Genomic DNA, 25,790 nt, shown 5'->3' on the forward strand with positions numbered 1-25,790 from the left:
ATAAACACGATTTGCGCATCGAATGCAATCGATTGTTATTTGGACTTGCAAACGATTGCAGTAGGGTTTAGCGAACATCTGACTGATTCCTGCAGGTGCTGCAGGAGCATCTTGGTGGGAGGAAATATGAAGCTTACACCCCTTTACGGCTGTGCCTCGCTTGTCGCGCTCTGCAGCGCGATGTCGGCCATGCCCGCTCTCGCGCAGGACGCAGCACAGGCTGACAGCGCCGAAGCCGCTCCTGAGACAACCGGCCTTGACGCTATTGTCGTGACCGCATCGGGCCGTGACAAGACGCAGCTCAACAGCGCAGTCTCGGTCAGCTCGATTTCGTCCGAGACCATTCAGGCGATCCGTCCTACCTCAGAAGCCGAAGTGTTCCGCGCCATCCCGGGCATCCAGGTTGCCGGTACCGCCGGCCCAGGCGGCAACTCGAACATCGCCGTGCGCGGTCTTCCGGTCGCCACCGGTGGTTCGCCGTTCGTGCAAATCCAGGAAGATGGCCTGCCGACCGTGCTGTTCGGCGATATCCAGTTCGGCAACAACGATTACTGGACCCGCTTCGACGGATCGGTGCAGAACATCGAAGGCGTTCGTGGCGGTTCGGCCGGCACTTTTGCCTCGCAGGCACCTGGCGCGGTGATCAACTACATCAGCCACACCGGTAAGCAGGAGGGCGGCTTTGTCTCGATTAACCGCGGCCTCGGCTATGACGAGACCCGCGCCGACTTCCGTTATGGCGGTCCGATCAACGACACGATGTACTTCCACATCGGCGGTTACGTGAAGAACGGTCGTGGCCCGCTGAAGGCGGACTATACGGTGTCGGATTCCTTCCAGGTCAAGGGCAACCTGACCAAGGAGTTCAACGAAGGGCGCGGCTATTTCCGCCTCAACTTCAAGGTGGCCGATACGCAGGAGCCGAACTACACCGGCGCACCCGCACTTGCCACGATCACCGGCAAGAAGGTCTCGAACATTCGCCCCTATCCGGGCTTCGATGGTCGTGATTCCTCGAACTACTCGATCTACAATCAGGACTTCCTCATCTATAACCGTGAGGGCAACCTCGAGCGCGTCAAGATGGACGGCATCACCACCCAGGCGCAGTCCTTCGGTGGCCAGTTCCACTATGATTTCGACGGCGGGATCACTGTCGATAACAACATGCGCTACACCAGCATGAGCGGTGCGTTTGCCTCACCGTTCCTCAACACCGCGCTGACCTCGTCGGTGCTCGGGTCGACCGTCAACGGCCGCACCGTCGCCGCGATCCGCTATGCCAGCGGTCCCAAGGCCGGTCAGCTGTTTACCGATCGCTACCTCGACAACAACGTCAACGTGCGCACCAACATCCGCGACATTGGCAGCTTTGCCAATGACCTGACCCTCGCCGGCAAGTTCGACGTCGCATCGGGCAAGCTGACCACCCGCGCTGGTCTGTTCTACATGAACCAGAAGATCGCGATGGACTGGCACGTCAACAAGTCGCTGCGCGAACTGAACGGCGACAACCCCTCGCAGCTCGATCTGTTCGACAGCGCGGGCAACAAGCTGACCCAGGCCGGCACCTCTGGCTACAACAACAATTGGGGCGAATGCTGCGCTCGCGACTACGACCTGTCGTATGCGAACACGGCGCCGTACCTCTCGCTCGACTTCGACCACGACCAGTTCGGGCTCGATGGCTCGGTCCGCTTCGAGCGCATCAAGTCGACCGGCTATGCCATCGGCGGCGGAGCCGAGTTCCCGATCAACAGCAATGGCGTGACCATCCCTGCGATCACTGCCAACGGCGTGCGCGAGAACCTGAACTATACCCGCAGTTACACCTCGTGGACCGTGGGCGGTCTGTTCAAGGTCACGCCGAACGTGACGATCTTCGCCCGCACCTCACGGGGTGGCCGCTTCAACAGCGACCGTCAGACGCTGGGCGGCAAGATCCGCAACGACGGTGTGCTGTGCCGTGCGAGCGACATCGGCAGCAACGGCTGCTCGGCTGACGGCGTGACGCCTTCGGTTGACTTCGTCACCCAGCACGAACTCGGCATCAAGAGCCGTGGCGATCTGTTCGGCGGCCAGTTCACGATGGAAATGACGCTGCTCAAGGGCAACTTCAAGCAGTCGACCTATGAGCTGTCGGCCACCCGCTGCCCCGGTGGTTCTGGCGGTTGCGTCATCGATGCCAAGTTCAAGTCGACCGGTGCGGAATTCTTCGCAACCTATCGCAACGGCGGCTTCAGCTTCGTCGGCAACGCTACCTACTCGAAGGCCAAGCGCCAGTCGGCAGGTGCCACGTCCTATACTCGTTCGCCCAACCTGCCTGACCTGATCTACACGGCATCGGCCAATTACGACATCGGCGATATCGCCACCGTCGGCGTGGCGATGACCGGCCAGACCAGTGCGATTGACGATGCGGGCTTCGAGTATCCGGGCAAGGCCATCTTCAACCCGTCGCTTCGTGTCTACCCGATGAAGGACCTCGAACTCGGTCTGCAGGTCTACAACGTGTTCGATACCTTCGACCTGCGCGGCAACGGCGGCATTGCCGACCCGACTGCCAACCCGGTCGTGATCGGCGGTGCGCCTGCACTGGGCCGCACGGTTTCGGCTTCGGTCCGTTACAACTTCTGATGCTGGCGGGAGAGGCCTGGCGTCTCTCCCGGTCACCTCGGGTCGCATGAGGGAGGGGCGGGGCGCTGATGCGTTCCGCCCTTCCGTTCCAATATCGCCGCAAGAGCGATAGGACAGAAGGGACGCCAACAAGAGGCACGCCTGAATGAGCTGTATGACATGAGCAATCCTGACCTGATGATCCGATCCATCGCGGTGATCGGTGGTGGCACTGCAGGCTGGATGACAGCGGCGGCGTTGGCTCAGGCGCTGCGGCACAACTGCAGCATCACGCTGGTCGAATCCGACGAAATCGGCACGGTCGGCGTAGGCGAGGCGACGATCCCGCCGATCCGCACCTTCAACGAGACGCTCCAGATCGACGAGCGCGAGTTCGTGCGCAAGACCAAGGGCTCTTTCAAGCTCGGCATCGAGTTTGTTGACTGGGGCAGCCTCGGCAACAGCTATTTCCATCCGTTCGGTCCGCATGGACGGGCGTTCGATATCGTCAACCTTCACCACTACTGGCTGCGGGCGCGTGAAGCGGGCGAGACTGCGCCGCTGGACGAGCATTCGATGGCGTGGGCTCTGGCAAAGGAGAACCGGTTTGCTCCGCCGATGCCAGATCAGCGCAATGTGCTTTCGACCTTCGATTATGCCTATCATTTCGATGCAGGCCTCTATGCGAAGTTTCTGCGCGAATACTCAGAAGCCAGGGGCGTGACGCGCATCGAGGGCAAGGTCGCCAGCGTGCAGCAGGACGCCGAGACCGGCTTTGTCACAGGGGTAACGCTGGATGATGGGCGAGCGGTCGAAGCGGAGTTGTTCGTGGATTGCTCGGGCTTTCGCGGCCTGCTGATCGAAGGTGCGCTCAAGGCGGGCTACGAGGACTGGACGCACTGGCTGCCGTGCGATCGGGCAATGGCCGTACCATGCGAGAATGCAGGGCCGCTGACGCCCTACACCCGGTCGACTGCGCGGGAAGCGGGGTGGCAGTGGCGCATTCCGCTGCAACATCGCACTGGCAACGGCTACGTTTTCTGCAGCCAGTTCCTGTCCGAGGATCAGGCTGCGGACAAGCTCCTGTCGCGCCTGGATGGCAAGGCGTTGGCCGATCCCCGGCCGCTGCGTTTTGTCACTGGTCGGCGCAAGACTTTCTGGGAAAAGAATGTCATTGCGGTTGGCCTCTCCAGCGGGTTCATGGAGCCGCTGGAATCAACCTCGATTCATCTGATCCAGGCCGGCATTTCCAAGCTGCTTGCCCTGTTTCCCGAACGCACCTTCGATCCCATCGTGATCGAGGAGTACAACCGCATTGCCATCAACGAGTACGAGCGGATCCGCGATTTCCTGATCCTGCACTACAAGCTCACGACGCGCGATGACTCCGAACTCTGGCGCTATTGCGCGGCAATGGACATTCCCGATACGCTCCAGACCAAGATCGAGCATTTCCGTCGCTACGGCCGCCTGGTTCAGCGCGATGCCGACCTGTTCGGCGCGCCGTCGTGGCTGGCGGTGCATGTCGGGCAGGGGAACATTCCAGAGCGCACCGATCCGCTTGCAGACTACCGCGGGATCGACGGACGCGAGTGGCTGGGCAAGTTGCGGGCGGCGATGCACCACGCTGCGCTTCAGCAACCGACGCATGAGCAGTTCATCAAGGCCAACTGCGCGGCATGAGCGAGGCGGAAGCCTTGTTCCGGCGCGCCGTCGCGTTGCGCGAAGTGCAGGACCTTGGCGGTGCTCTGGACGCGATCCTGCTGGCGGCCAAAGCCGCGCCTGGCGATCCCAACGCGGCGCTGGGACTGGCGCAGATCTCGTTTGAGGCGGGGCTGAATGCTGCAGACCTCTACGCCGAGGCGGCAAGGCTGCAGCCACAGCGGATAGACCTCCAGCGCAGCCGTGCGACTGCCTTGGCGGCCGAAGGACGACAGCTGGAAGGTGAAGACCTGCTGGAAGGCGTGCTGGCTGCAAATCCCGGTTGGATCGAAGGTCACCGCTGCCTGTGCGGAATGCGTGCGACTGTCGGCGATCCGGACTTCGCGCGCAGCTTTCCAGCCGCGATCGAGCGCGATCCTGCCAACTTCGGCCTGAGGATGGCGTGGTTCCACGTGCTTGCCACGGCCCGGCAATGGGACGATGCCCGCGCCGTCATAGCAGACGCCGAAGCGGCATTGGGCGAACGCCAACCTTCGCTGCTCGGCAAGCTGTTCATTGCCAGCGAGAGCGGTGAAGCGGCGGACAACGCGGCATTGTTCGACGGCGTGGAACACGTTCAGGACGTGGGGCTCGATCTCGCCCGCGTTCGACACTTCCTGCGCGGTGGGCAGATAGAACGCGGCCGCGACGTTTGCCTGCGCCACGCCGGAACCGCAGCAATGCGCGCTTTCTGGCCCTATCTTTCGCTTGCCTGGCGGCTCCTCGGTGATGCCCGTGTCGATTGGCTCGACGGCGGGATGCGCGATGTCCGGGCGTTCGATCTTGGCTTCAGCGCTGAAGAATTGGCGGAACTGGCACGGACGCTTCGCCGGCTTCACACCATGAACGAACCCTGGCACGAACAGTCAGTTCGCGGCGGCACGCAGACCGAGCGGCCGCTGCTGCTGCGGATCGATCCCGTCATCGCTGCAGCGAGGAGCAGGATCGAAGTGGCAGTCGCACGCTACATCGCCGACTTATCCTCGCCTGACCCCGCGCACCCGCTGCTTGCTGCGCCACGGGGGCGGTCTCTGTTCGCCGGTAGCTGGTCGGTAAAGCTGCGGCCCGGTGGATATCACGCGATGCACACGCACCCTATGGGCTGGATCAGCTCTGCACTTTACGTTACCGTGCCGGAGGAGCCCCGGCGGGGGGCGGCGCCGGCGGGTTACCTGCAATTCGGAAAACCGCCGCCCGAACTCGCGCTGGCGCTTGAGCCTTACGGCTTGATCGAGCCCAAGCCAGGTCGGCTCGTGCTGTTTCCCTCGACGATGTGGCACGGCACTGTGCCGTTCACTGATGGAGAGCGAATGACCATCGCTTTCGATGTCGTTCCAGCTCCCGCAATCCCCAACCCGCCCGCAAAGGCCTGAGATGCGCCCTCGCTATCATTATGCCCCCGCCGTCAACTGGCTGAGCGATCCCAACGGCCTCGTCTGGCAGGATGGCGCGTGGCACATGTTCTACCAGTACAATCCTTTCGGTGAAGAATGGGGGCACATGTCGTGGGGGCACGCTGTTTCGTCGGACCTCGCACATTGGCGGGAGCTGCCGGTGGCACTGGCCGAGGAAAATCAGACCATGATCTTTTCGGGTTCGGCAGTCATCGATCATGCCGACAGTGCTGGCTTCGGACATGGCGCGATGATCGCAATCTACACCGGCGCCAGAACCGATCGCCTGCATCAGTTCCAATGCATTGCCGCAAGCACCGACCAGGGGCGCACCTTTACCAAGTATTCCGCAAACCCGGTGCTGGACCGCAAGATGGAAGACTTCCGCGATCCCAACGTGTTCTGGCATGAGCCGACGCAGCGCTGGATCATGACCGTGGTCCTGTCCGACGAGAATCGCGCCTTGATCTATGGATCGGGCGACCTGAAATCATGGGAAGAGCTGTCTGAGATACCGACAGACGGCGCGCCGGGACACTTGTGGGAATGCCCGTTCCTCGTCGAACTACCCATTGAAGGCTCCGCTGAGACACGCTGGTTGTTCAAGGTCGATGTGCTTTCAGGCGCGCCGGGATCGGGCGCTCTTTATCGGGCCGGCAGCTTTGACGGTATCCGGTTCAAAGCCGAAAGCGCCTGGCAGGTGGCCGACTACGGCGACGAGTTCTACGCGGCTATTGGCTGGACGGAACCACGCGACCGACTAGACAGGCCGACGTGGATTGGCTGGATGGGCAACCATGCCGTTCAGAAGCACTTGCCGCTGCAAGGGTGGCGCGGTGCGATGAGCCTCCCTCGCAGGCTTTCGCTCAGGCGGCGCGAGGACGGCTTCGTGCTCGTCCAGTCGATCGAACCATCATGCCGCGCACTCTTCGGTGGAGCGGAGAAGATCGAGCTGGATCACGGCTGCTTTCCACTGCCGGGTTGTGCCATGCTGACGGCGGATGCTGGCGAGTGGAGCTTCACGCTTTCCGATGACGCGGGACGCTTTCTCGCATGCTCTCGCAAGGCAAGCAGGATCGAGGTCGTGCGCAAGGATGCACTAACGCCCCAGCTTGATCGGAAGTGCGAAATGGAGCTCACCGGCGATGGACCAGTCGAGATCTGGCTCGACCACGGCAGCATCGAGATCATCGCAGGGGCTGGGGCAGATTGCCTCACCTTGCAGCATCGCCTTGCCGGTGAGGCATGGGCGTTGCGCGGCAGCGGCACACTTTCTGCCCGTTACCTTGCTGCGAGCGCTTGACGGCCGAGTTCGATGGCGCCGGTGATTCCCGCATCATCTCCAAGGCCCGGCGTGACGATGTAGCTTTCCAGCTCGGCGTCGAGCCGTGGATGCTGAACATAGCCATTAAGCTGGCCAACCGTAGCCTTGCGCACCGCTTCGACCAGCCCCGGCGCCTTCATCACGCCACCGCCGAAAATCAGCCGGTCCGGCATGTGCAGCAGCACCAGTGTCGAGGCGAGGTGGGCGATGTAGTCGGCCACAATGCCCACTTCCTCTGCCCCGAGCTTGTCGAGGCTGGTGCCCCACCGCTTCTCTATGGCTGGACCACAAGCCAGGCCTTCGAGGCAGTCGCTGTGATAGGGACAGATGCCGGGGAAGGGATCGCGCGACGGATCGCGCGGCGGTTGGATATGGCCGCTCTCGAAGTGCGAAATGCCCATCAGCGACTGGCCATCGCGCACAACGCCCGTGCCGACCCCGGTGCCGATGGTGGTGTAGGCGAGGGTGCGGCAGCCTTGACCCGCCCCGGCCATCCATTCGCCGATCGCGGCGCCGTTCACGTCGGTATCCACCTTGATCGGGGCGCCAAATCCGGACAGCACGTCGTGAAACCGTGCGCCTGACCAGCCCGGCTTGGGCGTGGTGGTAAACGTGCCGTAGGCGGACGACGTCGGGTCGATGTCGATAGGGCCAAAACTTGCTACGCCGAACGCCGCGATCGGACCATGCTGCGCGCTTGCCTCTTCGAAGAACGCCTGCATTGCCGGCCATGTCTCGGTCGGCGTGTTCGTCGGCATGCGCGTGCGGGCGAGGATTTCACCCTCATGCGTCGCAAGCGCAAGCACGAACTTGGTGCCGCCAGCTTCGACCGCTCCGATCAGACCTTTCTCGCTCATTCGCCCGTCACTTTCGCATTCTCTTTAACCAGTATCATGGCAGCTGCTGCCGCCGTCATCATCAAGGCCGCCACCAGCATCGTCCAGCGCGGTTCTCCGGGGAAGAAGCTGCGCATCACACCACCCATCAGTGTCGCCACGACGAGTTGGGGTATGACGATGAAGAAATTGAAGATGCCGATGTAGATCCCGAACTTTCGCGGCGGCAGCACTCTTGTCAGAATGACATAGGGCATCGAAAGCACCGATGCCCAGGCAATCCCCATGCCGACCATCGGCAGGAGCAGCGCATCCGGGTTGCGGATCAGGAGAATCCCGACGAAACCTGCCGCCCCGCACAGAAGGCCAACTGCATGAGTTGCGGCATTGCCGATGCGCCGCGCCAGAATTGGCAGCAGGAACGCCGCAACTGCGGCAACGCCGTTGTAGAATGCGAACATTATCCCGACCCAGTCCGCGCCTTCGTTATAGGCAAGGCTGGTCGTGTCGGTCGCGCCAAACGCCTGTGCGGTGACCACCGGCGTGGTGTAGATCCAGACAATGAAAAAGCCGATCCAGGTAAAGAACTGCGCGAATGCCAGTTGGCGCATCTGGACGGGCATCTGGGCAAGGTCGCTGACGATGTGCGCAAGCGCTCCTCGGGCTGACGTGGCACGAACGCCGATCTGGATGAGGCCGAATGCGCAAAGCCCGGCTCCCAGCACGTAAAGCTGCTTGTCCAGGGCGAGCGCCTGGACAAGCCCAAGCATCACGATTCCGGCAATCGTCCAGAACGGCCCGCTGCGCGGATAGATCAGTGGCTCGTGCTCCGCGCCATGATCGTGGTCGGAGCCCGGATCGAACTCTGCCATTTCATCGGGTGAGTATTCGCGCACTCTGAGCACTGTCCAGCCCACGCTGAAGACCATCGCTGCCGCGCCGAGATAGAAGCTGTAGCGGACGGACGGCGGGATCACCCCCTCCGGCGCGACGTTAGGAATACCGAGCCAGTTGAACAGCGCCGGCGCGAGGCTGCCAAGCACGGCGCCCGCGCCGATAAAGCACGTTTGAAAGGCAAAGGCCTGCGCGCGTTGGTCGTCCGGTGTCATGTCTCCGGCAAAGGCGCGGAAGGGCTCCATTGCGACGTTGAGCGAAGCATCTAGAAGCCACAGGAAGGCGGCGGCGAGCAGGAGCAGCCCGGTGTTGGGCAAGCCGATCAGGGCCAATCCGGCGAGCACCGCACCGGCAAGGAAATAGGGGCGGCGGCGGCCAAGGAAGCCCCAGGTCCGGTCCGAATGATAACCGATCAGCGGCTGCACGATAAGGCCCGTTACCGGCCCCGCGATCCACAGGAATGCGAGATCGTCGACGGAGCTGCCAAGTGACTGGAAGATGCGGCTGACGTTTGCGTTTTGCAGTGCGAAAGCGATCTGGATGCCGAAATAGCCAAAGCTGATGTTCCACAGTCCCCAGAAACTCTGCCTGGGTTTTTCCCTAGCGGGTTGGCGGATCAAGGTGGTCATCGGCTCTCCATCGGGGCGCTGTTGGCGCGCCAGGTGGCCGTCTCACGCGGCCATTGCATTGCAATCAGGCGTCGCGAAGTTGCAGAATCCGGGCGTTCCTGCAATCGATGCGCATACGAATACCAAGACCGTCGGCGGTTCACCCGCCGCTGCTTGCCCGAACCACAAGCCGCGCCGGCAGCACGCGTGGGTTGCCTGGGCGACCTTCGACTTGTGCAAGGACGCTTTCCACCAGAGCTTCACCAGCCAGCCGGATATCCTGCATAATCGTCGTCAGCGGAGGCGAAGTGAAGGCGGCAGCGGGAATGTCGTCGAAGCCCACGACGGCGACATCGTCGGGAACCGACAGTCCGGCTTCGGACAGTGCGCGCATGGCGCCTACCGCGATAAGATCGCTCGCGGCAAAGATCGCATCGAACGACGCCTCCCGCGATAGAAGCTCACGCGCAGCGTGATAGCCGTTCTCCTCGGATGAAACGGCGTCGACAAGCAGGGATGGGTCGGGCGCGAGGCCTGCAGTCACCACAGCTTTGGCAAGGCCGGCATAGCGCTGCTCGAATTCCGGATAGTGCGAATCCGCCTGGCCGAGGAAAGCGATCCGCTTGCGTCCACGTGCCAGAAGGTGCTCGCCAGCAAGCCGCCCCGCGCCGAAATTGTCCGATCCGACCGTGGCCCCGATCGTGCCGTCGTCAACCGAGCCCCAGCGTACGAAATGCGTGCCCGAGCGGATCAACTGGCGCAGTCGCGGCTCGTATGCCGTGTAGTCGCCATAACCAAGCAGGATCAGTCCGTCCGCGCGATGGCTGTCCTGGTAACGCTTGTGCCAATCGTCATCCAGTTTCTGGAACGAGATCAGCAGGTCAAGACCGCGATTGGCGCAATGCCGCGTGATCGATCCCAGCATGGCGAGAAAGAACGGGTTGATGTTGGATTCATCAGGCGTCGGATCCTCGAAGAACAGCAGAGCCAACGTGTTCGACCGCTGCGAACGCAGTGAAGAAGCATTCTTGTCGACCGTGTAATTGAGTTGTCGAGCAATCGCCTCGATCTTCTGCCGTGTCGCGAGACTGACCGATTTGCTGCCTCGCAACGCCCTGCTCACGGTGGGCTGGGATACGCCGGCAAGGTAGGCAATGTCGAAACTGGTTGGTTTGTTGGAAGGCCTGCGCCCCATATCCCGATCACTCCCACCGCCCGGTGTGGTCCCGTGGTCGGTCAACCCGGACTTTATGCGTGATGTCTCAGTCATGCAATGGCTCGGCGGTTGCGCTGCCAGAATCAATGGGAAATGCCGATTTCGCAAGGGTTTTTCTCACGGAGGGAGCGTTGCCAAATAGCATCAACTGAAACCAATCCGGGGGGCGGCGCATGCATAGTATACGTATGCCATATTCGCCATTCTTCATCGCTCCCTTAAACCGGAATGGAGCGGAAGGCCGGGATCAGCGGCACCGCCGAGTGCAATCACGGTTTCAACAGAAGGTTCAGGGTCGGAGCTTCCGGCTTGGGGGAGTGAATTTCAACATGGCAATTCGCACATTATCCGCTGCTGCCGGCGTATCGCTCGCAGCGATGACAGTCGCCCTCGTTGCGACTCCGGCCATGGCGCAGGACGCCACCCCGGCGCAGGATCAGGCGCAGGCAACTGACGCGGCTCCGGAGGCGCAGGAGCAGGCCATCGTCGTGACCGGTTTCCGCGCCGCGCTCGCCACGGCCGTCAACGTCAAGAAGACCTCGCCGGTGATCGTGGAATCGGTCTCGGCCGAAGACATTGGCCGCCTGCCCGATGCCTCGATCGGTGAATCGATCGCTCGCCTGCCGGGTCTCACCACCCAGCGCCTGTTCGGCCGCGCCAACTCGATCGCTATCCGCGGTTCGAGCGCGGACCTTTCCTCGACCACGCTGAACGGTCGCCCGCAAACCTCGACGGGCGAACAGCGCAACGTCGAGTTCGATCAGTTCCCTTCGGAAATCGTCAGCCGCGTTGACGTCTACAAGACGCCGCAGGCGAACCTTGTCCACCAGGGCCTCGTCGGCACCGTCGACATCAAGACGATCCGTCCGCTGGAATTCGGCAAGGGCCTTCTCTCGTTCGGCGGCCGCGGCACTTACGCTGACCTTGGCAAAGTCAACAAGGACAGCAACGAGTTCGGCTATCGTGCGACGGCGACCTATGTCGGCCAGTTCATGGAAGATCGCCTTGGCGTTGCTCTGTCGGCTGCTTACACCGATGAGCCATATCAGGCTCAGGAATTCGAGGCTTGGGGTTACGCCGACGGCCCGAACAATACCAAGATCATCGGCGGCATGAAGCCTTTTGGCGTATCAACGCAGCTCAAGCGTCTCGGCATCCAGGGCACCGTGCAGTTCAAGCCGGTCGACGAGCTGACCCTGACCGTTGACGGTTTCTACGGCAACTTCAAGGACAAGCAGATCAAGCGTGGCATCGAGTTTCCGCTGGCCTGGAGTGGTGCGCAGCTGTCGCCTACCGGTATCGAGACCAACGGCAACCTGATCACCAAGGGCACGTTCTCGGGCGTCGAGGCCGTCGTCAACAATCATGGCTACGAACGCAACTCGGACATCTTCTCGGGCGGTTTCAACGCTGCTTGGGCCGGTGAGGATGGCTGGTCGGCCTCGTTCGACTTCGGCTACTCGAAGACCGATCGCAACGAACTTACCCTTGAAACCAACGCGGGCACCGGCCCGGGCGCTGGTGTCGGTGCGACCGATACGCTGACCTTCGTCAGCGGTCCGACCGGAACCAGCTTCACCAGCCACGTCCTCGATTATGGCAACTACAACACTATCGTCCTGACCGACCCGCTCGGCTGGGGTGGCGGCGCGCCGAATGGTTCGCAGGAGGGCTACTACAACGACCGCATCATCGACGACGAGATCAAGAGCTTCCAGGTCGAAGTCGGCAAGGAACTGGAAGACAGCTTCCTCTCGAAGCTGACGGTCGGCACGGCTTACGTCGATCGCACCAAGGCAAAGACGCCGGTCGAGTATTTCCTGAACCTCGCCGGCGGCGCCAAGTCGCTGGTCGTGCCGGAGAAGTACCGCACGGGCGCAACCGACCTTGGCTTCATCGGTGCCGGTCCGGTCATCGGCTACGATCCCTTCGCGCTGCTCGAAGACGGAGTCTACGTAAAGACGCTGAACGCTTCGAAGGACGTTCCGGCAAAGGCTTACTCGGTCACCGAGCGCGTCATGTCGATCTATTTCAAGGGCGACCTCAAGGCGACGCTCGGCGATGTCGAGATGGACGGCAATATCGGCGTTCTCGCACAGAACACCGAGCAGAAGTCGCGTGGCTTCGTGAACCTTGCGGCTGCCTCGCTGGTGCCTGTCACCCGCGGCGCGCGTTACTGGGACATCCTGCCAAGCCTCAACCTTAATTTCCGCATTCCGGGTGACTGGGTGGTACGCTTTGCCGCAGCGCGCGAGATCCAGCGTCCGCGCTTCGAGGACATGAAGGTTAGCCTGGACTACAGCTACAACGTCAACAGCGGCGTGATCACCGGTAACGGCGGCAACCCGCAGCTGCGTCCGTATCGTGCATGGGCAGCTGACCTGAACATCGAAAAGTACTTCGGCCGCAAGGGCTACGTCGGCCTGCAGATGTTCTACAAGAAGCTCGACAACTACATCTACAAGGACGTTGTCCCGTACGACTACACCGGCCTGCCGATCGTCGCCCCGGTTCCGATCACGAACTTCGTCGGTACGATCAACACGGCGGTCAACGGTTCGGGTGGCAAGCTTTATGGTGTGGAACTCGCTGGCACCCTGCCGTTTGAAGTCATCACCCCGGCGCTCGAGGGCTTCGGCTTCACGGGCGGGCTTGGTTACACCAAGACCTCGATCAAGCCGGGTCCGAACGCCAATTCGATGGACCTTCCGGACTACTCGCGCTGGGTTGCTTCGGGCACGCTGTTCTTCGAGAAGGCCGGCTTCAACGCCCGCGTCTCGGCCCGTCACCGCTCGTCGTTCCAAGGAATCTTTGTCGGCTTCGGCGGCGAGCGTGAACTGCGCCGCGCGCTGAAGGAAACCATCGTCGATGCGCAGATCGGCTATGACTTCCAGGAAAGCAGCCCGCTAAATGGCCTGTCCCTCTTCGTGCAGGGCCAGAACCTGACCGACGAGCCCTTCGTTTCGGTCGACAATGGCGCACCGCTGCAGATCCGCAACTACCAGACCTACGGTCGTCGCTTCATGGCAGGCTTCAACTACAAGTTCTGATCCCTCCGGAGGGAGCGGCCTCATCCCGCTCCCTCCACCCTTTCGGGACAGAGACGTTGCAAGAATGTGCCCGCAGAAGGCACTCTCGAGAGAATTCACTGCGGGAGAACGGACGTGTCGGCTACAGATCAGCGCAGGATCGTCATTGCAGGTGGCGGCACGGCAGGATGGATGACCGCCGCTGCTCTTGCCCGGCTGGCTTCGCCGCACTGGCAGGTGACATTAATTGAGTCCGAGGAAATCGGCACGGTCGGCGTCGGTGAGGCGACCATCCCGATGGTTCGCCTGTTCAACCAGACACTGGGTATCGACGAGGCCCAGTTCCTGCGCGAAACGCATGGCACCTGGAAGCTTGGGATCGCTTTCGAAGGCTGGGGTGGTTTCGATGACCGCTACATCCACGGCTTCGGGCTTACGGGTCGCAGCCTCGGTGTTCTGCCGTTCCACCACTACTGGCTGCGAGGCCGTGCACATGGCCTTGCCGGTCCGCTGGGCGAATACGTGCTCAACGCCGTCGCTTCCGATGCAAACAAGTTCGCGCATATCGACCGTCCGCAAGGTAGCGCCTTGCCGCCGATGCCATACGCCTACCATTTCGACGCCTCGCTTTATGCCGCATTCCTCAGGCGTTACGCTGAAGGCCGTGGCGTTCGCCGGATCGAGGGGCGGATCGTCGGTTTCGACCGCGATGTGCTGAACGGCAATCTGGCGGCACTTCGCCTTGAACGTGGCGACGTGATCGATGGCGATCTTTTTGTGGACTGCTCTGGCTTCCGCAGCCTGCTTCTGGGTCAGGAGATGGGCGTCGGTTATCTCGATTGGAGCCAGTGGCTGAAATGCGATCGCGCAGTGGCGGTGCCCTGCGACAGGGCTGAGCCGCTTGTTCCTTACACCCGTTCAATTGCCCAGCCCGCCGGCTGGTGCTGGCGCATTCCGCTTCAGCATCGTACCGGAAACGGCCACGTCTTCTGCTCCGACCTGATGAGCGAAGACGAAGCCACAGCGCGGCTTATCGGCCGCCTCGATGGCGAGCAACTGGCCGATCCGCGCACCATCCGCTTCAAGGCCGGGCGGCGCGAGAAGTTCTGGGAGCGGAACGTTGTGGCGATCGGGCTCTCCTCCGGCTTCATTGAGCCTTTGGAATCCACCTCGATCCACTTGATCCAGACCGCAATCAGCCGTCTCGTCGATTTCATGCCCAATGGCCCTGTTCACGATGCTGATCGCGATGCTTACAACCGCCTCGCAGCTTTCGAAATAGAGCGCATCCGCGATTTCGTGATCCTGCATTACGTCGCCAATGGCAGGCACGGCGAACCCTTCTGGGACTCTCTGCGGCAGATGGAGGCAGCCGGACAACTGCCCGATGCGTTGGGCGAACGTCTTGCGATGTTCCGGGCGTCGGGACGCATCGTGCGCGAACACGACGAACTGTTCGACGTGCCCGGTTGGGTGCAGGTCATGATCGGGCAGGGTGTCGTGCCCGCACGCTGGCATCCGCTTGCCGACCAGGTTGCGCCCGAAAGCCTCAAAGCCTTCCTCGATACCGTGCGCGGTGCCTACGAAAAGGACGTTGCCCGAATGCCGTCTCACGCTGAATACGTGTCGCATGTTTGCGGACAGGTGCCGGCACATGCGTAAGGTCATGGGTCTTTCTCTTCTGGCGCTGCTCGCCTCGCAACCCGCGCAGGCCGACGTGCCGCTCGCCGAAGTCCGGGCGCGTCCGGCAGCGGGGGAGACGATCTATTTCCTCCTGCCCGATCGGTTCGAGAATGGCGACAAGGCCAATGATCGCGGCGGCCTGAAGGGAGATCGCTACAAGACCGGTTTTGATCCCGCCGCCAAGGGCTTCTACCACGGCGGCGACATCAAGGGGCTGACCCAGCGATTAGACTACCTGCAGCGGCTTGGCGCCACCGCGATCTGGGTGGCACCGGTCTTCAAGAACAAGCCGGTGCAGGGCGGGCCGGGGCTCGAGAGTGCCGGATACCACGGCTATTGGGTGACCGACTTCACCCGCGTCGATCCGCACTTCGGCACCAATGCCGACTTCAAGGCGCTTGTCGACGCGGCCCACGCCCGGGGGATGAAGGTCTACATGGACATCATCGCCAACCACACCGCTGACGTAATCCAGTACAAGGGTGGCCAGTACACCTACCGCGACAAGGCGAACTGGCCCTATTCGCGCAAGGGTGGCGTGAATGGTGAGCCGGTCAATCCTGGGTTCGCCGGAGACGCGGACTCGAGTGCAGCCAACTTCGCCAAGCTGACCAATCCCGGCTTTGCCTACGAGCCATTCGTTCCGCCAGCCGAAGCGCACGTGAAGGTGCCCGATTGGCTTAACGATCCGATCTATTACCACAACCGCGGTGACAGCACGTTCCGCGGCGAGAACAGCCGCTTCGGTGACTTCGCCGGCCTTGACGACCTTTTCACCGAGCATCCCCGGGTACGCGCCGGCATGATCGAGATCTATGCCGATTGGATCAGGCAGTTCGGCATCGACGGCTACCGCATCGACACGGCCAAGCATGTCGATCCGGGTTTTTGGCAGGCGTTTATACCTGCGATGCTGGATACGGCGAAGCAGGCCGGCATACCCAACTTCTCGATTTTCGGCGAAGTGGCGCACGAAGGGTCGGACCCCGGCACCATAGCCCGTTACACCCGGCGTGACGGCTATCCGGCAGTGCTGGACTTCGCCTTTCAGGGCGCGGTGCGCGCCGTGCTGGGGCAGGGCAAGGGTACCGAGGTCCTCGCCGATACTTTCGATGGCGATGTGCTCTATGAGGGCGGCGAAGAAGCCGCGCTGGCGATGCCGACGTTCCTTGGCAACCACGACATGGGCCGGTTCTCCACGCTGCTCGCCAAGGACATGCCGGGGATTTCAGACGCCGAACTTACCAGGCGCGTCGAGCTTGCCCATGTGATGTTGCTAACCCTGCGTGGTTCGCCAGTGATCTACTCTGGCGACGAGCAGGGCTTTATGGGCGATGGCAACGATCAGGACGCCCGCGAGGACATGTTCGCCAGCAAGGTCGCGAGCTACAACGACAATCGTCTGCTTGGCACTTCGGCAACCAACGCAACGGCCAACTTCGATCCGGCCCACCCTTTTTACAGGTTGATCGCGACCCTGGCCCAGCTGCGCAAGGCCCACCCGGCGCTGGCGCGAGGTCGGCAGGTTACGCGAACGTATTCGGAAGCGCCCGGCTTGTTTTCGGTCTCCCGCTTTGATCCGGTTAGCGGTACCGAATACTTCATTGCCTTCAATACCTCGGACAAGCCGATCGCCATGCAAAGCGTGATCGGGGTGTCCGCAGCAAGCCTTGAGACGCTCTATGGGCGATGCCCGGCGCAGGTTTCCGCGCCCGGCAGCGTTACGGTCGAGCTATCCGCCTTCGGCAGCATGGTTTGCCGTGTTGCTCCCTCCCCGGAAACTACCGTTCGATGAAGACTTCCGAAGCCGTACTTCCCAGCACCAAGCCACAGCCTGACGTGCCGTGGTGGCGTGGCGCTGCGATCTATCAGATTTATCCGCGCAGCTTCTGTGATTCCAATGGTGACGGCATCGGCGACCTGCCGGGCATCACGCAACGTCTGGAGCACGTGGCGCGCCTCGGCGTGGATGCAATCTGGGTCTCTCCGTTCTTCAAATCGCCGATGCGCGATTTCGGCTATGACGTGGCCGACTATTGTGACGTCGATCCGATTTTCGGCACGCTCGCCGATTTCGACGCAATGGTGAAACGCGCCCACGAACTGGGGCTGAAGGTCACGATTGATCAGGTCTACGCCCATACTTCGGACCTCCATCCATGGTTCGAGGAAAGCCGACAGGATCAGCTGAACGACAAGGCGGACTGGTACGTCTGGGCCGATCCCAGGCCCGACGGTTCGCCACCCTCAAACTGGCAATCAGTGTTCGGCGGTCCGGCATGGACCTGGGATGCGCGGCGCAAGCAGTATTACCTGCACAACTTCCTTTCCAGCCAGCCGCAGATGAATGCGCACAATCCTGATGTGCAAGATGCGCTGCTTGGCGTCATGCGCTTCTGGCTGGATCGTGGCGTGGACGGGTTCCGTCTCGATGCGCTCAACTTCCTCATGCACGACCCGACGCTGCGCGATAATCCGCCAGCGCCCGATGACGGGCGTCGCAAGACGCGCCCGTTTGACTATCAGCTCAAGATCTACAACCAGTCGCACCCCGATATCCTGAGGTTCATCCAGCGCGTGCGGGAACTGTGCGATCAGTATGGCGCGGTGTTCACTGTGGCCGAAGTGGGTGGCGATCTGGCCGAGACCGAGATGAAAGCCTTCACCGCGGGCGAGGATCATCTCAACAGCGCCTATGGCTTCGACTTCCTCTATGCGGACAAGCTGACTCCGAAATTCGTCGAGCAGGCCGTTGCCAAGTGGCCGGACACGCCGGGTATCGGATGGCCGAGCTGGGCTTTCGAGAACCACGACGCTCCCCGCGCACTGTCGCGCTGGTGCGGCCTCGATGATCGCGAGGCGTTTGCACGGCTGAAGGCCATGCTTTTCACGTCGCTGCGGGGCAACATCATTGTCTATCAGGGCGAGGAACTGGGGCTGACCCAGGTCGAGATCCCCTTCGAGCAGTTGCAGGACCCGGAAGCGATTGCCAACTGGCCGCTGACGCTTTCACGCGATGGGGCCCGCACGCCGATGCCGTGGGTGGTGCAGTCAGGCGAGGGGGGCTTCACATGCGGAGCGCCGTGGCTGCCGTTGGGCGAAGAGAATCTGGCGCGCGCGGTAGACCGGCAGGAAGCCGATCCGTCGTCGCTGCTCAATCTGACCACGCGCCTGCTGCGTCTGCGCCGTGAAAACGATGCGCTACGCCTTGGCTCATTCCAGGTTCTCCATGCAGACGAATGCCTGCTTGCTATCCGTCGCGTCTCGGGAGAGCAATCGATTGCAGGACTTTTCAACCTGTCCTCCGTCCCGGTGGTCTGGCCGCAAGGACTGGTTCGGGATGGCAAGGAACTCGCGTCGGTAAACGGCGCCATTGTTGGGCAGTTGCCGCCGTTTGGCGCGCTGCTGATCGAAGAGAGGATCTGATGCGTAACTTTCTGAACGTTGCAGCGCCGCTGGCGCTGACCCTTTCGTGCGCCCTCGTTTCGCCGGCTCTTGCTGAAACCGTGACCGCATCATCCCCGGACGGATCGTTGGTCCTTTCCGTCACAACCGACAATGACGGGCACCCGCTTTACAGCCTGACCCGCAAGGGCAAGCTGCTGCTGGCGTCGTCGATGCTGGGCTTCATCACCAGCGACGGCCCGACGATGCAGCGGGGCCAGAAGATCATCGGCAGCGAGACCGCATCGGGGAAGGAAACCTGGGAACAGCCGTGGGGCGAGCGTCGCTATGTCAGCGACAACCACAATGAATTGCTGGTCAGGTTCGAACAGACGCCGGACTGGGGTGCCCGACGCATGAATGTGCGCTTCCGCCTGTTCAATGACGGCTTCGGCTTCCGTTATGAGATCCCGGAACAGCCCGCGATGAAGGTGATGAAGATCGCCGACGAGCTGACCGAGTTCAACGTCGCGCAGAACGGCACCGCATGGTGGATCACCGGCGGCGAATGGAACCGTTACGAGCAGGTCTACCAGAAGACCCCGATCGACGCCGTCTCCACCGCGCACACGCCGATCACGATGAAGCTCGATGACGGCACCCACCTGTCGTTCCATGAAGCCGCACTGGTCGATTATTCGGGAATGTGGCTCAAGCGTCAGACCGGCACTTCGTTCCGGGCGACACTGGCCCCTTCGTCCAGTGGCCCGAAGGTTGTGCGCGCAGTGCCATTCAACACTCCATGGCGCACGCTGCGCATCGCCGACAGTGCCAAGGGCTTGGTCGAGAACGACCTCGAATTGAACCTCAACGAGCCCAACAACATCGGCGATGTCTCCTACTTCAAGCCGATAAAGTACATTGGCATCTGGTGGGGCATGATCCGCGGTGATTGGTCGTGGGCCGAAGGGCCCAAACATGGCGCGACGACCGCGCGGACCAAGCAGTACATGGACTTTGCCGCCAAGCACGGTTTCGGCGGGGTGCTGGTGGAAGGCTGGGACAAAGGCTGGAACGGCACATGGTTCGGCAACGGCAAGGACTTCAGCTACACCCAGGCAACGCCCGACTTCGATATCGAAGCCGTCACCAGATACGGCGCGAAGAAGGGCGTCATGTTGATCGGCCACCACGAAACCGGCGGCAATATCGCGAACTACGAGGCCCAACTCGAAGACGCCATGAAGCTTTACGACCGGTTGGGCGTTCGGGCGGTGAAGACCGGCTATGTCGCAGATGCCGGTGGCATCCTTGCCCCCGGTGACACGCAGGACACGTACAAGATGGAATACCATGACGGCCAGCGGCAGGTTCAGCATCACCTCAAGGTCGTGGAGATGGCGGCGAAGTATCGCATCGTCGTCAACGCCCACGAACCGGTGAAGGACACTGGCCTGCGCCGCACCTATCCCAACTGGATCGATCGCGAAGGCGCGCGGGGCATGGAATACAATGCCTGGGGCCAGTTTGCCAACGGACCGGACCACGAGCCTACGCTGGTCTACACCCGCATGCTGTCCGGGCCGATGGACTACACGCCGGGCGTGCTGAGCCTTGAAGGCGCAAACAAGGTGCCGTTGGCCTCCACGCTTGCCAAGCAGCTCGGCCTTTACCTTGCCCTCTATTCCCCGATCCAGATGGCAGCGGACTTCATCGAGAGCCTCGAGGCGCATCCCAGGGAACTGGCTTTCATCAAGCAGGTGCCCGCCGACTGGTCCGAGAGCCACCTGATCGCCGGTGAGGTGGGTGACTTCGCGATCTTTGCGCGCAAGGACCGCAACAGCGAGGACTGGTATGTCGGGGGCGTGAACGATGCGACGGCGCGCGACGTTTCGCTGAGCCTCGACTTCCTCGACCCGGGCAAGACCTATACCGCCACAGTGTGGAAGGACGGCGAGGGCGCTACTTACGAGACCGAGGCCCGGCACCGTATCGCCTATGCCACGCTGAAGGTGAAGAAGGGCGATGTCCTGCCGGCCTGGCTGGCACCCGGCGGTGGTCTCGCCGTGCGTCTGCATCCGGGCAAGTGACATGATGCTGCGCCTGCTTGCCGGGATGGGGATGCTCCTGCTGGCGATGACCACGCATCCGGCGGCGGCGCAGGATCAGGGGCGGATAATCGAATATAGCGAGATTGCGGCGGCAGGGTTGCCGCCGCAGCGACTGAGCATCTGGCTGCCGCCTGGATATGACGGGTCGAACCGCAGCTATCCGGTGGTCTACATGCACGATGGGCACAACCTGTTTGACCGGCGAAATTCCAACTTCGACAAGATCTGGGCGGCGGACAAGGCCATGCTTGCTGTCATGGGTAAAGGCATCGAACCGCGGATCATAGTCGGGATCTGGGCTCCGGGAGAGGATCGCTTCCGCCAGTATCTGCCGAAGCCGGCCTACGATGCCGCTCCGCCGGAACTGCGGGCGAAGATGGACGTGATGGCAAAGGGACCTGTGACCTCATCTCGATACCTCGCGTGGATCGGTGATGTGCTGAAGCCTTGGGTTGACCGCTCGTTCCGCACGCGTCCGGCAAAGATCAACACCGCGATCATCGGCTCGAGCATGGGCGGCCTGATGAGCTGCTATGCCATTGCCGCCAGGCCTGAAGTGTTCGGGCGGGCGGCCTGCTTGAGTTCACATTGGCCGGCAGCGATCTCCGACGCGGTTGCTGGCTATGACGCGCAGGCCGCGAAGGTGTGGCGCGACTATTTCTCGTCGACGCTGGGCAAGCCCGATGCTCGCCGGGTGTGGATGGACCATGGCGACGCGACGCTCGACCAGTTCTATGCGCCTTACCAGAAGGAGGTCGATCAGGCCTTCGCGAGCGCAGGATGGCAAGAGGGTGCAGATTTCGAGAGCCGGTTCTATCCCGGTGCGTCCCATGACGAGGACGCCTGGGCAGCCCGCTTGCCGGAAGTGCTCGAGTGGCTCTTTCGCCCCTGACGGTTGCCCGAGCGCCTGTCGGAGTGCAAGGATGTCTACCCGGCGCCAGCGCATAGCTATCCTGCATACATATGCGTACTGAACCGGAAGGACTAAGGGTCTAGGGCCGGTGCAAGGCACGGGCCCGGCGCCGATTTCGGCGGGCCGCATTGCCAAGGGAGATTAGCGTCGATGATCGAAACCAGTTGCTCGGCCCTGCTGCTGTTCGGCGCGACCGGGGACCTTTCGCGGCGCATGCTGCTGCCTTCGCTTTACGCACTGCACGAGGACGGGCTGATCCGGCCCGACCTGCGCATAGTCGGCACCGCCCGTTCGGAGCATGACGACGCCGAGTTCCGCGAGTTCGCCCGTAACGCGCTAGCCGAGTTCCTGCCAGAAGACCGGCGCGATGACGAGAAGCTGGCAAGCTTCCTCGAACGGCTCGAATACCAGACGCTTGATGCCTCGAATGTCGATGGCTTCGGCGCGCTCGCTGAAAAACTGGGTGATACTTCGTGCGGCCTGTCGATTTTCCTGTCGACCGCACCCTTCCTGTTCGAACCGACCATCGAAGGCCTGAAGAGGGCGGGGCTGGCGCATGCCAATGTCCGGATCGGCCTTGAAAAACCGCTGGGCAACGATCTCGCTTCGTCCACCCGGATCAACGATGCTGTCGCCGCCGCCTTTGCCGAGGAACAGATCTTCCGGATCGACCATTACCTTGGCAAGGAAACGGTCCAGAACCTGATGGCGCTGCGCTTTGCCAACATGATGTTCGAGCCGTTGTGGAACGCGGGCGGCATCGATCACGTGCAGATCACGGTCAGCGAGACGGTCGGCCTCGAAGGCCGAAAGGGTTTCTACGACGATACCGGTGCGCTGCGCGACATGGTGCAGAACCATATGCTGCAACTTCTGGCGCTGACGGCGATGGAGCCGCCAGCCAGCCTCGATGCCACTTCGATCCGCGACGAGAAGGTCAAGGTGCTGCGCGCACTGCGCCCGGTAAAAGCCGAGGAGATGGTGCGCGGCCAATATCGCACCGGCGCAGTCAAGGGCGCTTCGGTGGCGGGCTATCAGGAAGATCTTGGCGAGGCATCGGATACCGAGACCTTCGTCGCCATCAAGGCGCACGTCGACAACTGGCGCTGGACCGGGGTGCCGTTCTACCTGCGTACCGGCAAGCGCCTTGCCGAGCGGCGCAGCGAGATCGTCGTCGAATTCAAGCAGGTGCCGCACAACGTCTTCGCCGAGCGTGGTGGCCGCCTGCGCGCCAATCGCTTGGTCATCCGCCTTCAGCCCGAGGAATACGTTCGCCTGCAGGTCATGGCGAAGGAGCCGGGGCTGGATCGCGGTGGGATCGTGCTCCGCGAAGTGAACCTGGACCTGTCGCTGACCACGGCGTTTGCCAAGGCGCGCCGTCGCATTGCCTACGAGCGTTTGCTGCTCGACCTGATCGAGGGCGAGCAGACGCTGTTCGTGCGCCGTGACGAAGTGGAAGCGCAGTGGAAATGGGTCGACGCTATCCGCAAGGTCTGGGCCGACACGGAGATGGAAGCTCGGCCCTATGCCGCTGGGTCGTGGGGGCCGAACGCCGGCATTGCCCTGACCGAACGGGACGGGAGAAGCTGGAATGACTGACCTCGTGCCGGCAAGCGTGCGTTGGGCGCAGGCCGGCGATGCTGCGGCCGTGGCGGATCATATCGCGCGAGTCGTTTCGGCAGCGGGCCATAAGCGGATCGCGTTCACCGGGGGCTCCACGCCGATCAAGGTGCTGGCCCTGCTCAAGGATCGCCCGCTCGACTGGTCCAGCGTCACCATTGCCCTGACTGACGATCGCAGGGTGGCGGACGACCATCCGGCAAGCAACTTCGGCAAGATCCATGCAGCGCTCGGGGATTCCGGTGCGCAATTCGAACGCCTCGCAGAAGGCGCGCAAGTCGCGCCATTCGACCTCGTCTGGCTCGGCATGGGTGAGGACGGGCACGTCGCCTCGCTGTTCCCGGAAATGACAGCGCATGTCCGACCCGGGCCTGCCGTCATCGCGACCACGCCCATCCCGCTGCCGCAGGAAGCGCCGTTTGATCGGCTCACCTTGAATGAAAAAGCACTCAAGGCGACGAGGGAGATCATCCTTGTCGTGACTGGCACCTCGAAGAAGGCGCTGCTCGATGCGGCACTTGACGGTGATGAGCGTTATCCCGTCACAGATTTCCTCCGCGGCTTTGGCCCGCCCGTTACCATCTACTGGAGCGAATGATGCCCTCCAATTCCAGTGTCGCCCTGCACCCTATCGTCGAGCGCGTCACCCAACGCATCATCGAACGCTCGCGTCCGACGCGTACGGCCTACCTCGACCTGATCGAGCGGTCGCGCGAACAGGGCCTCAATCGCCCGCAGCTTTCATGCGGCAACCTGGCCCACGGCTTTGCGGCCTCGGGCGAGGACAAGACGCTGATCAAAAGCGGCAAGGCGATGAACATCGGCATCGTCACCGCTTATAACGACATGCTCTCGGCGCATCAGCCCTATGGCCGCTACCCTGAGCAGATCAAGATCTTTGCCCGTGAGGTCGGTGCGACGGCGCAGGTGGCGGGCGGCGTTCCCGCGATGTGCGATGGCGTGACGCAGGGACAGGACTCGATGGAGCTGTCGCTGTTCAGCCGCGACAATATCGCGATGGCTGCGGTCGTCGGGCTTAGCCATGCCATGTTTGAAGGCGCACTGCTGCTGGGCATTTGCGACAAGATCGTGCCTGGTCTGCTGATCGGCTCCTTGCGTTTTGGACACCTGCCGACGATCCTCGTCCCAGCCGGCCCGATGCCGAGCGGCCTGCCCAACAAGGAAAAGGTCCGCATCCGCCAGCTCTATGCCGAGGGCAAGGTAGGGCGCGACGAACTGCTCGAAAGCGAGAGCGCAAGCTACCATTCGCCCGGCACCTGCACCTTCTATGGCACCGCCAACTCCAACCAGATGATGATGGAAATGATGGGCCTGCACATGCCGGGCTCCAGCTTCGTCCAGCCCGGCCTCAAGCTGCGCCAGGAACTTACCCGCGCTGCGGTGCACCGGATCACCCGGATCGGATGGGACGGTGACGACTACCGCCCCCTCGGACTGTGTGTGGATGAAAAGGCGATCGTCAACGCAATTGCCGGTCTGCTGGCGACCGGAGGTTCGACCAACCACGTGATCCACCTGCCAGCCATCGCGCGGGCCGCGGGCATCCAGATCGACTGGGACGACATGGATGAGCTGAGCCGCGCCGTCCCGCTGATCGCCAGCGTCTATCCGAACGGGGCCGGCGACGTGAACGCTTTTGCTGCGGCCGGTGGCATGCCCTACGTGATCCGCGAATTGATCGGCGCAGGCCTCGCCCATGCGGATATCATGACCGTCTACGGCAAGTCGCTCGAAGAGGGCGCGCAGGAGCCGGTCATGGATGGCGACACGCTCAAATGGAGAGCCGCGCCGGAGGTGTCGGGCGACGAGAAGATGTTGCGCCCGGTAGCTGCACCATTCCAGCAGGAAGGCGGCTTCCGCCTGCTCAAGGGCAATCTCGGCCGCGGCACGATCAAGGTCAGCGCTGTGGACCCCTCGCGCTGGACGATCGAAGCGCCTTGCCGGGTATTCAGCGACCAGAACGACGTTCTGGCAGCCTTCAAGGCCGGCGAATTGGAGAAGGATGTTGTGGTCGTGGTGCGGTTCCAGGGACCCGCGTCGAACGGCATGCCCGAGTTGCACAAGCTGACACCGCCGCTCGGAGTGCTGCAGGACCGCGGCTTCAAGGTGGCTCTGGTCACTGACGGCCGCATGTCTGGCGCGTCCGGCAAGGTTCCTGCTGCGATCCACGTGTCGCCGGAAGCGAAGACCGGTGGCCCACTGGCCAAACTGCGCGACGGCGACATCGTGCGCGTCTGCGCAGATACAGGCGAACTGGCCGCCTTGGTCGATGCTGCTGAATGGTCCGCGCGCGAGAATGCGCCAGCTCCCGAAGCAGCCATGGGCGTTGGGCGTGAACTGTTCGCCTTGATGCGCCTGCATTCGGACGAGGCCGAACGCGGTGGTTCGGCGATGCTGGCTGCAGCCGGGCTCTGACGGCAACGAAAGAGAATAGGGGGAC

16 protein-coding genes are annotated in these 25,790 nt (G+C 62.4%); 13 read left to right on the top strand and 3 right to left on the bottom strand.

The genetic code is table 11. The features are described from left to right. The first annotated feature begins 126 nt into the window (after nt 1-126). From NJ75_RS05275 to NJ75_RS05290, 4 genes are all read left to right on the top strand, one after another. Nucleotides 127-2,637, top strand: coding sequence for a TonB-dependent receptor domain-containing protein (locus tag NJ75_RS05275; protein ID WP_039332146.1), 2,511 nt, complete (start codon nt 127-129; stop codon nt 2,635-2,637). 159 nt (nt 2,638-2,796) lie between these two features. Then, nucleotides 2,797-4,299: a tryptophan halogenase family protein gene (locus NJ75_RS05280; protein ID WP_039332148.1), complete on the top strand. Its 1,503-nt coding sequence runs from the start codon at nt 2,797-2,799 to the stop codon at nt 4,297-4,299. Next, nucleotides 4,296-5,690: a putative 2OG-Fe(II) oxygenase gene (locus NJ75_RS05285; protein ID WP_052242045.1), complete on the top strand. Its 1,395-nt coding sequence runs from the start codon at nt 4,296-4,298 to the stop codon at nt 5,688-5,690. Before NJ75_RS05280 ends, NJ75_RS05285 begins: the two co-directional genes overlap by 4 nt. A gap of 1 nt (nt 5,691) precedes the next feature. Next, a complete protein-coding gene (locus NJ75_RS05290; protein WP_052242046.1) occupies nt 5,692-7,014 on the top strand; it encodes a glycoside hydrolase family 32 protein in 1,323 nt (440 codons plus the stop codon). On the opposite strand, the gene NJ75_RS05295 is transcribed toward NJ75_RS05290, so the two are convergent. From NJ75_RS05295 to NJ75_RS05305, 3 genes are all read right to left on the bottom strand, one after another. Continuing rightward, on the bottom strand, nt 6,993-7,892 hold the full coding sequence (locus NJ75_RS05295; RefSeq protein WP_039332150.1) for an ROK family protein: 900 nt from the start codon (nt 7,890-7,892) through the stop codon (nt 6,993-6,995). The genes NJ75_RS05290 and NJ75_RS05295 overlap by 22 nt on opposite strands. Then, the gene (locus NJ75_RS05300) at nt 7,889-9,394 is read right to left on the bottom strand and encodes an MFS transporter (RefSeq protein WP_039332152.1); all 1,506 of its coding nucleotides are present in this window, start codon (nt 9,392-9,394) and stop codon (nt 7,889-7,891) included. The genes NJ75_RS05295 and NJ75_RS05300 overlap by 4 nt, the downstream gene beginning before the upstream one ends. A gap of 139 nt (nt 9,395-9,533) precedes the next feature. Next, a complete protein-coding gene (locus NJ75_RS05305; protein ID WP_039332154.1) occupies nt 9,534-10,568 on the bottom strand; it encodes a LacI family DNA-binding transcriptional regulator in 1,035 nt (344 codons plus the stop codon). Between the two features lie 350 nt (nt 10,569-10,918). Here NJ75_RS05305 and NJ75_RS05310 point away from each other — a divergent pair, with 350 nt between their 5' ends. From NJ75_RS05310 to edd, 9 genes are all read left to right on the top strand, one after another. Continuing rightward, nucleotides 10,919-13,639, top strand: a complete 2,721-nt coding sequence (locus NJ75_RS05310) for a TonB-dependent receptor (RefSeq protein WP_052242088.1) — start codon at nt 10,919-10,921, stop codon at nt 13,637-13,639. Between the two features lie 114 nt (nt 13,640-13,753). Beyond that, the gene (locus tag NJ75_RS05315; RefSeq protein ID WP_039332156.1) at nt 13,754-15,280 is read left to right on the top strand and encodes a tryptophan halogenase family protein; all 1,527 of its coding nucleotides are present in this window, start codon (nt 13,754-13,756) and stop codon (nt 15,278-15,280) included. Beyond that, nucleotides 15,273-17,096 (top strand): alpha-amylase family glycosyl hydrolase, encoded by a 1,824-nt coding sequence (locus tag NJ75_RS05320; RefSeq protein ID WP_082013280.1) that lies wholly within the window; start codon nt 15,273-15,275, stop codon nt 17,094-17,096. Before NJ75_RS05315 ends, NJ75_RS05320 begins: the two co-directional genes overlap by 8 nt. Further along, nucleotides 17,093-18,727 carry an alpha-amylase family glycosyl hydrolase gene (locus NJ75_RS05325; protein ID WP_039332158.1) on the top strand — a complete coding sequence of 545 codons (1,635 nt, stop codon included), beginning with the start codon at nt 17,093-17,095 and terminating at the stop codon, nt 18,725-18,727. The genes NJ75_RS05320 and NJ75_RS05325 overlap by 4 nt, the downstream gene beginning before the upstream one ends. Continuing rightward, a complete protein-coding gene (locus NJ75_RS05330; protein ID WP_039332160.1) occupies nt 18,727-20,775 on the top strand; it encodes a glycoside hydrolase family 97 protein in 2,049 nt (682 codons plus the stop codon). The genes NJ75_RS05325 and NJ75_RS05330 overlap by 1 nt, the downstream gene beginning before the upstream one ends. Nucleotide 20,776: 1 nt before the next feature. Further along, nucleotides 20,777-21,688, top strand: a complete 912-nt coding sequence (locus NJ75_RS05335) for an alpha/beta hydrolase (protein WP_236727067.1) — start codon at nt 20,777-20,779, stop codon at nt 21,686-21,688. Nucleotides 21,689-21,859: 171 nt separating this feature from the next. Then, the gene (gene zwf, locus NJ75_RS05340) at nt 21,860-23,308 is read left to right on the top strand and encodes a glucose-6-phosphate dehydrogenase (protein ID WP_039332162.1); all 1,449 of its coding nucleotides are present in this window, start codon (nt 21,860-21,862) and stop codon (nt 23,306-23,308) included. Next, entirely contained in the window at nt 23,301-23,927 is a 627-nt protein-coding gene (locus tag NJ75_RS05345) for a 6-phosphogluconolactonase (RefSeq protein ID WP_039332164.1), read from the top strand. Before zwf ends, NJ75_RS05345 begins: the two co-directional genes overlap by 8 nt. Further along, entirely contained in the window at nt 23,927-25,765 is a 1,839-nt protein-coding gene (gene edd / locus NJ75_RS05350; protein ID WP_039332422.1) for a phosphogluconate dehydratase, read from the top strand. The genes NJ75_RS05345 and edd overlap by 1 nt, the downstream gene beginning before the upstream one ends. Nucleotides 25,766-25,790 lie beyond the last annotated feature (25 nt).

The organism is Novosphingobium subterraneum, assembly GCF_000807925.1.
Classification (GTDB): domain Bacteria; phylum Pseudomonadota; class Alphaproteobacteria; order Sphingomonadales; family Sphingomonadaceae; genus Novosphingobium; species Novosphingobium subterraneum.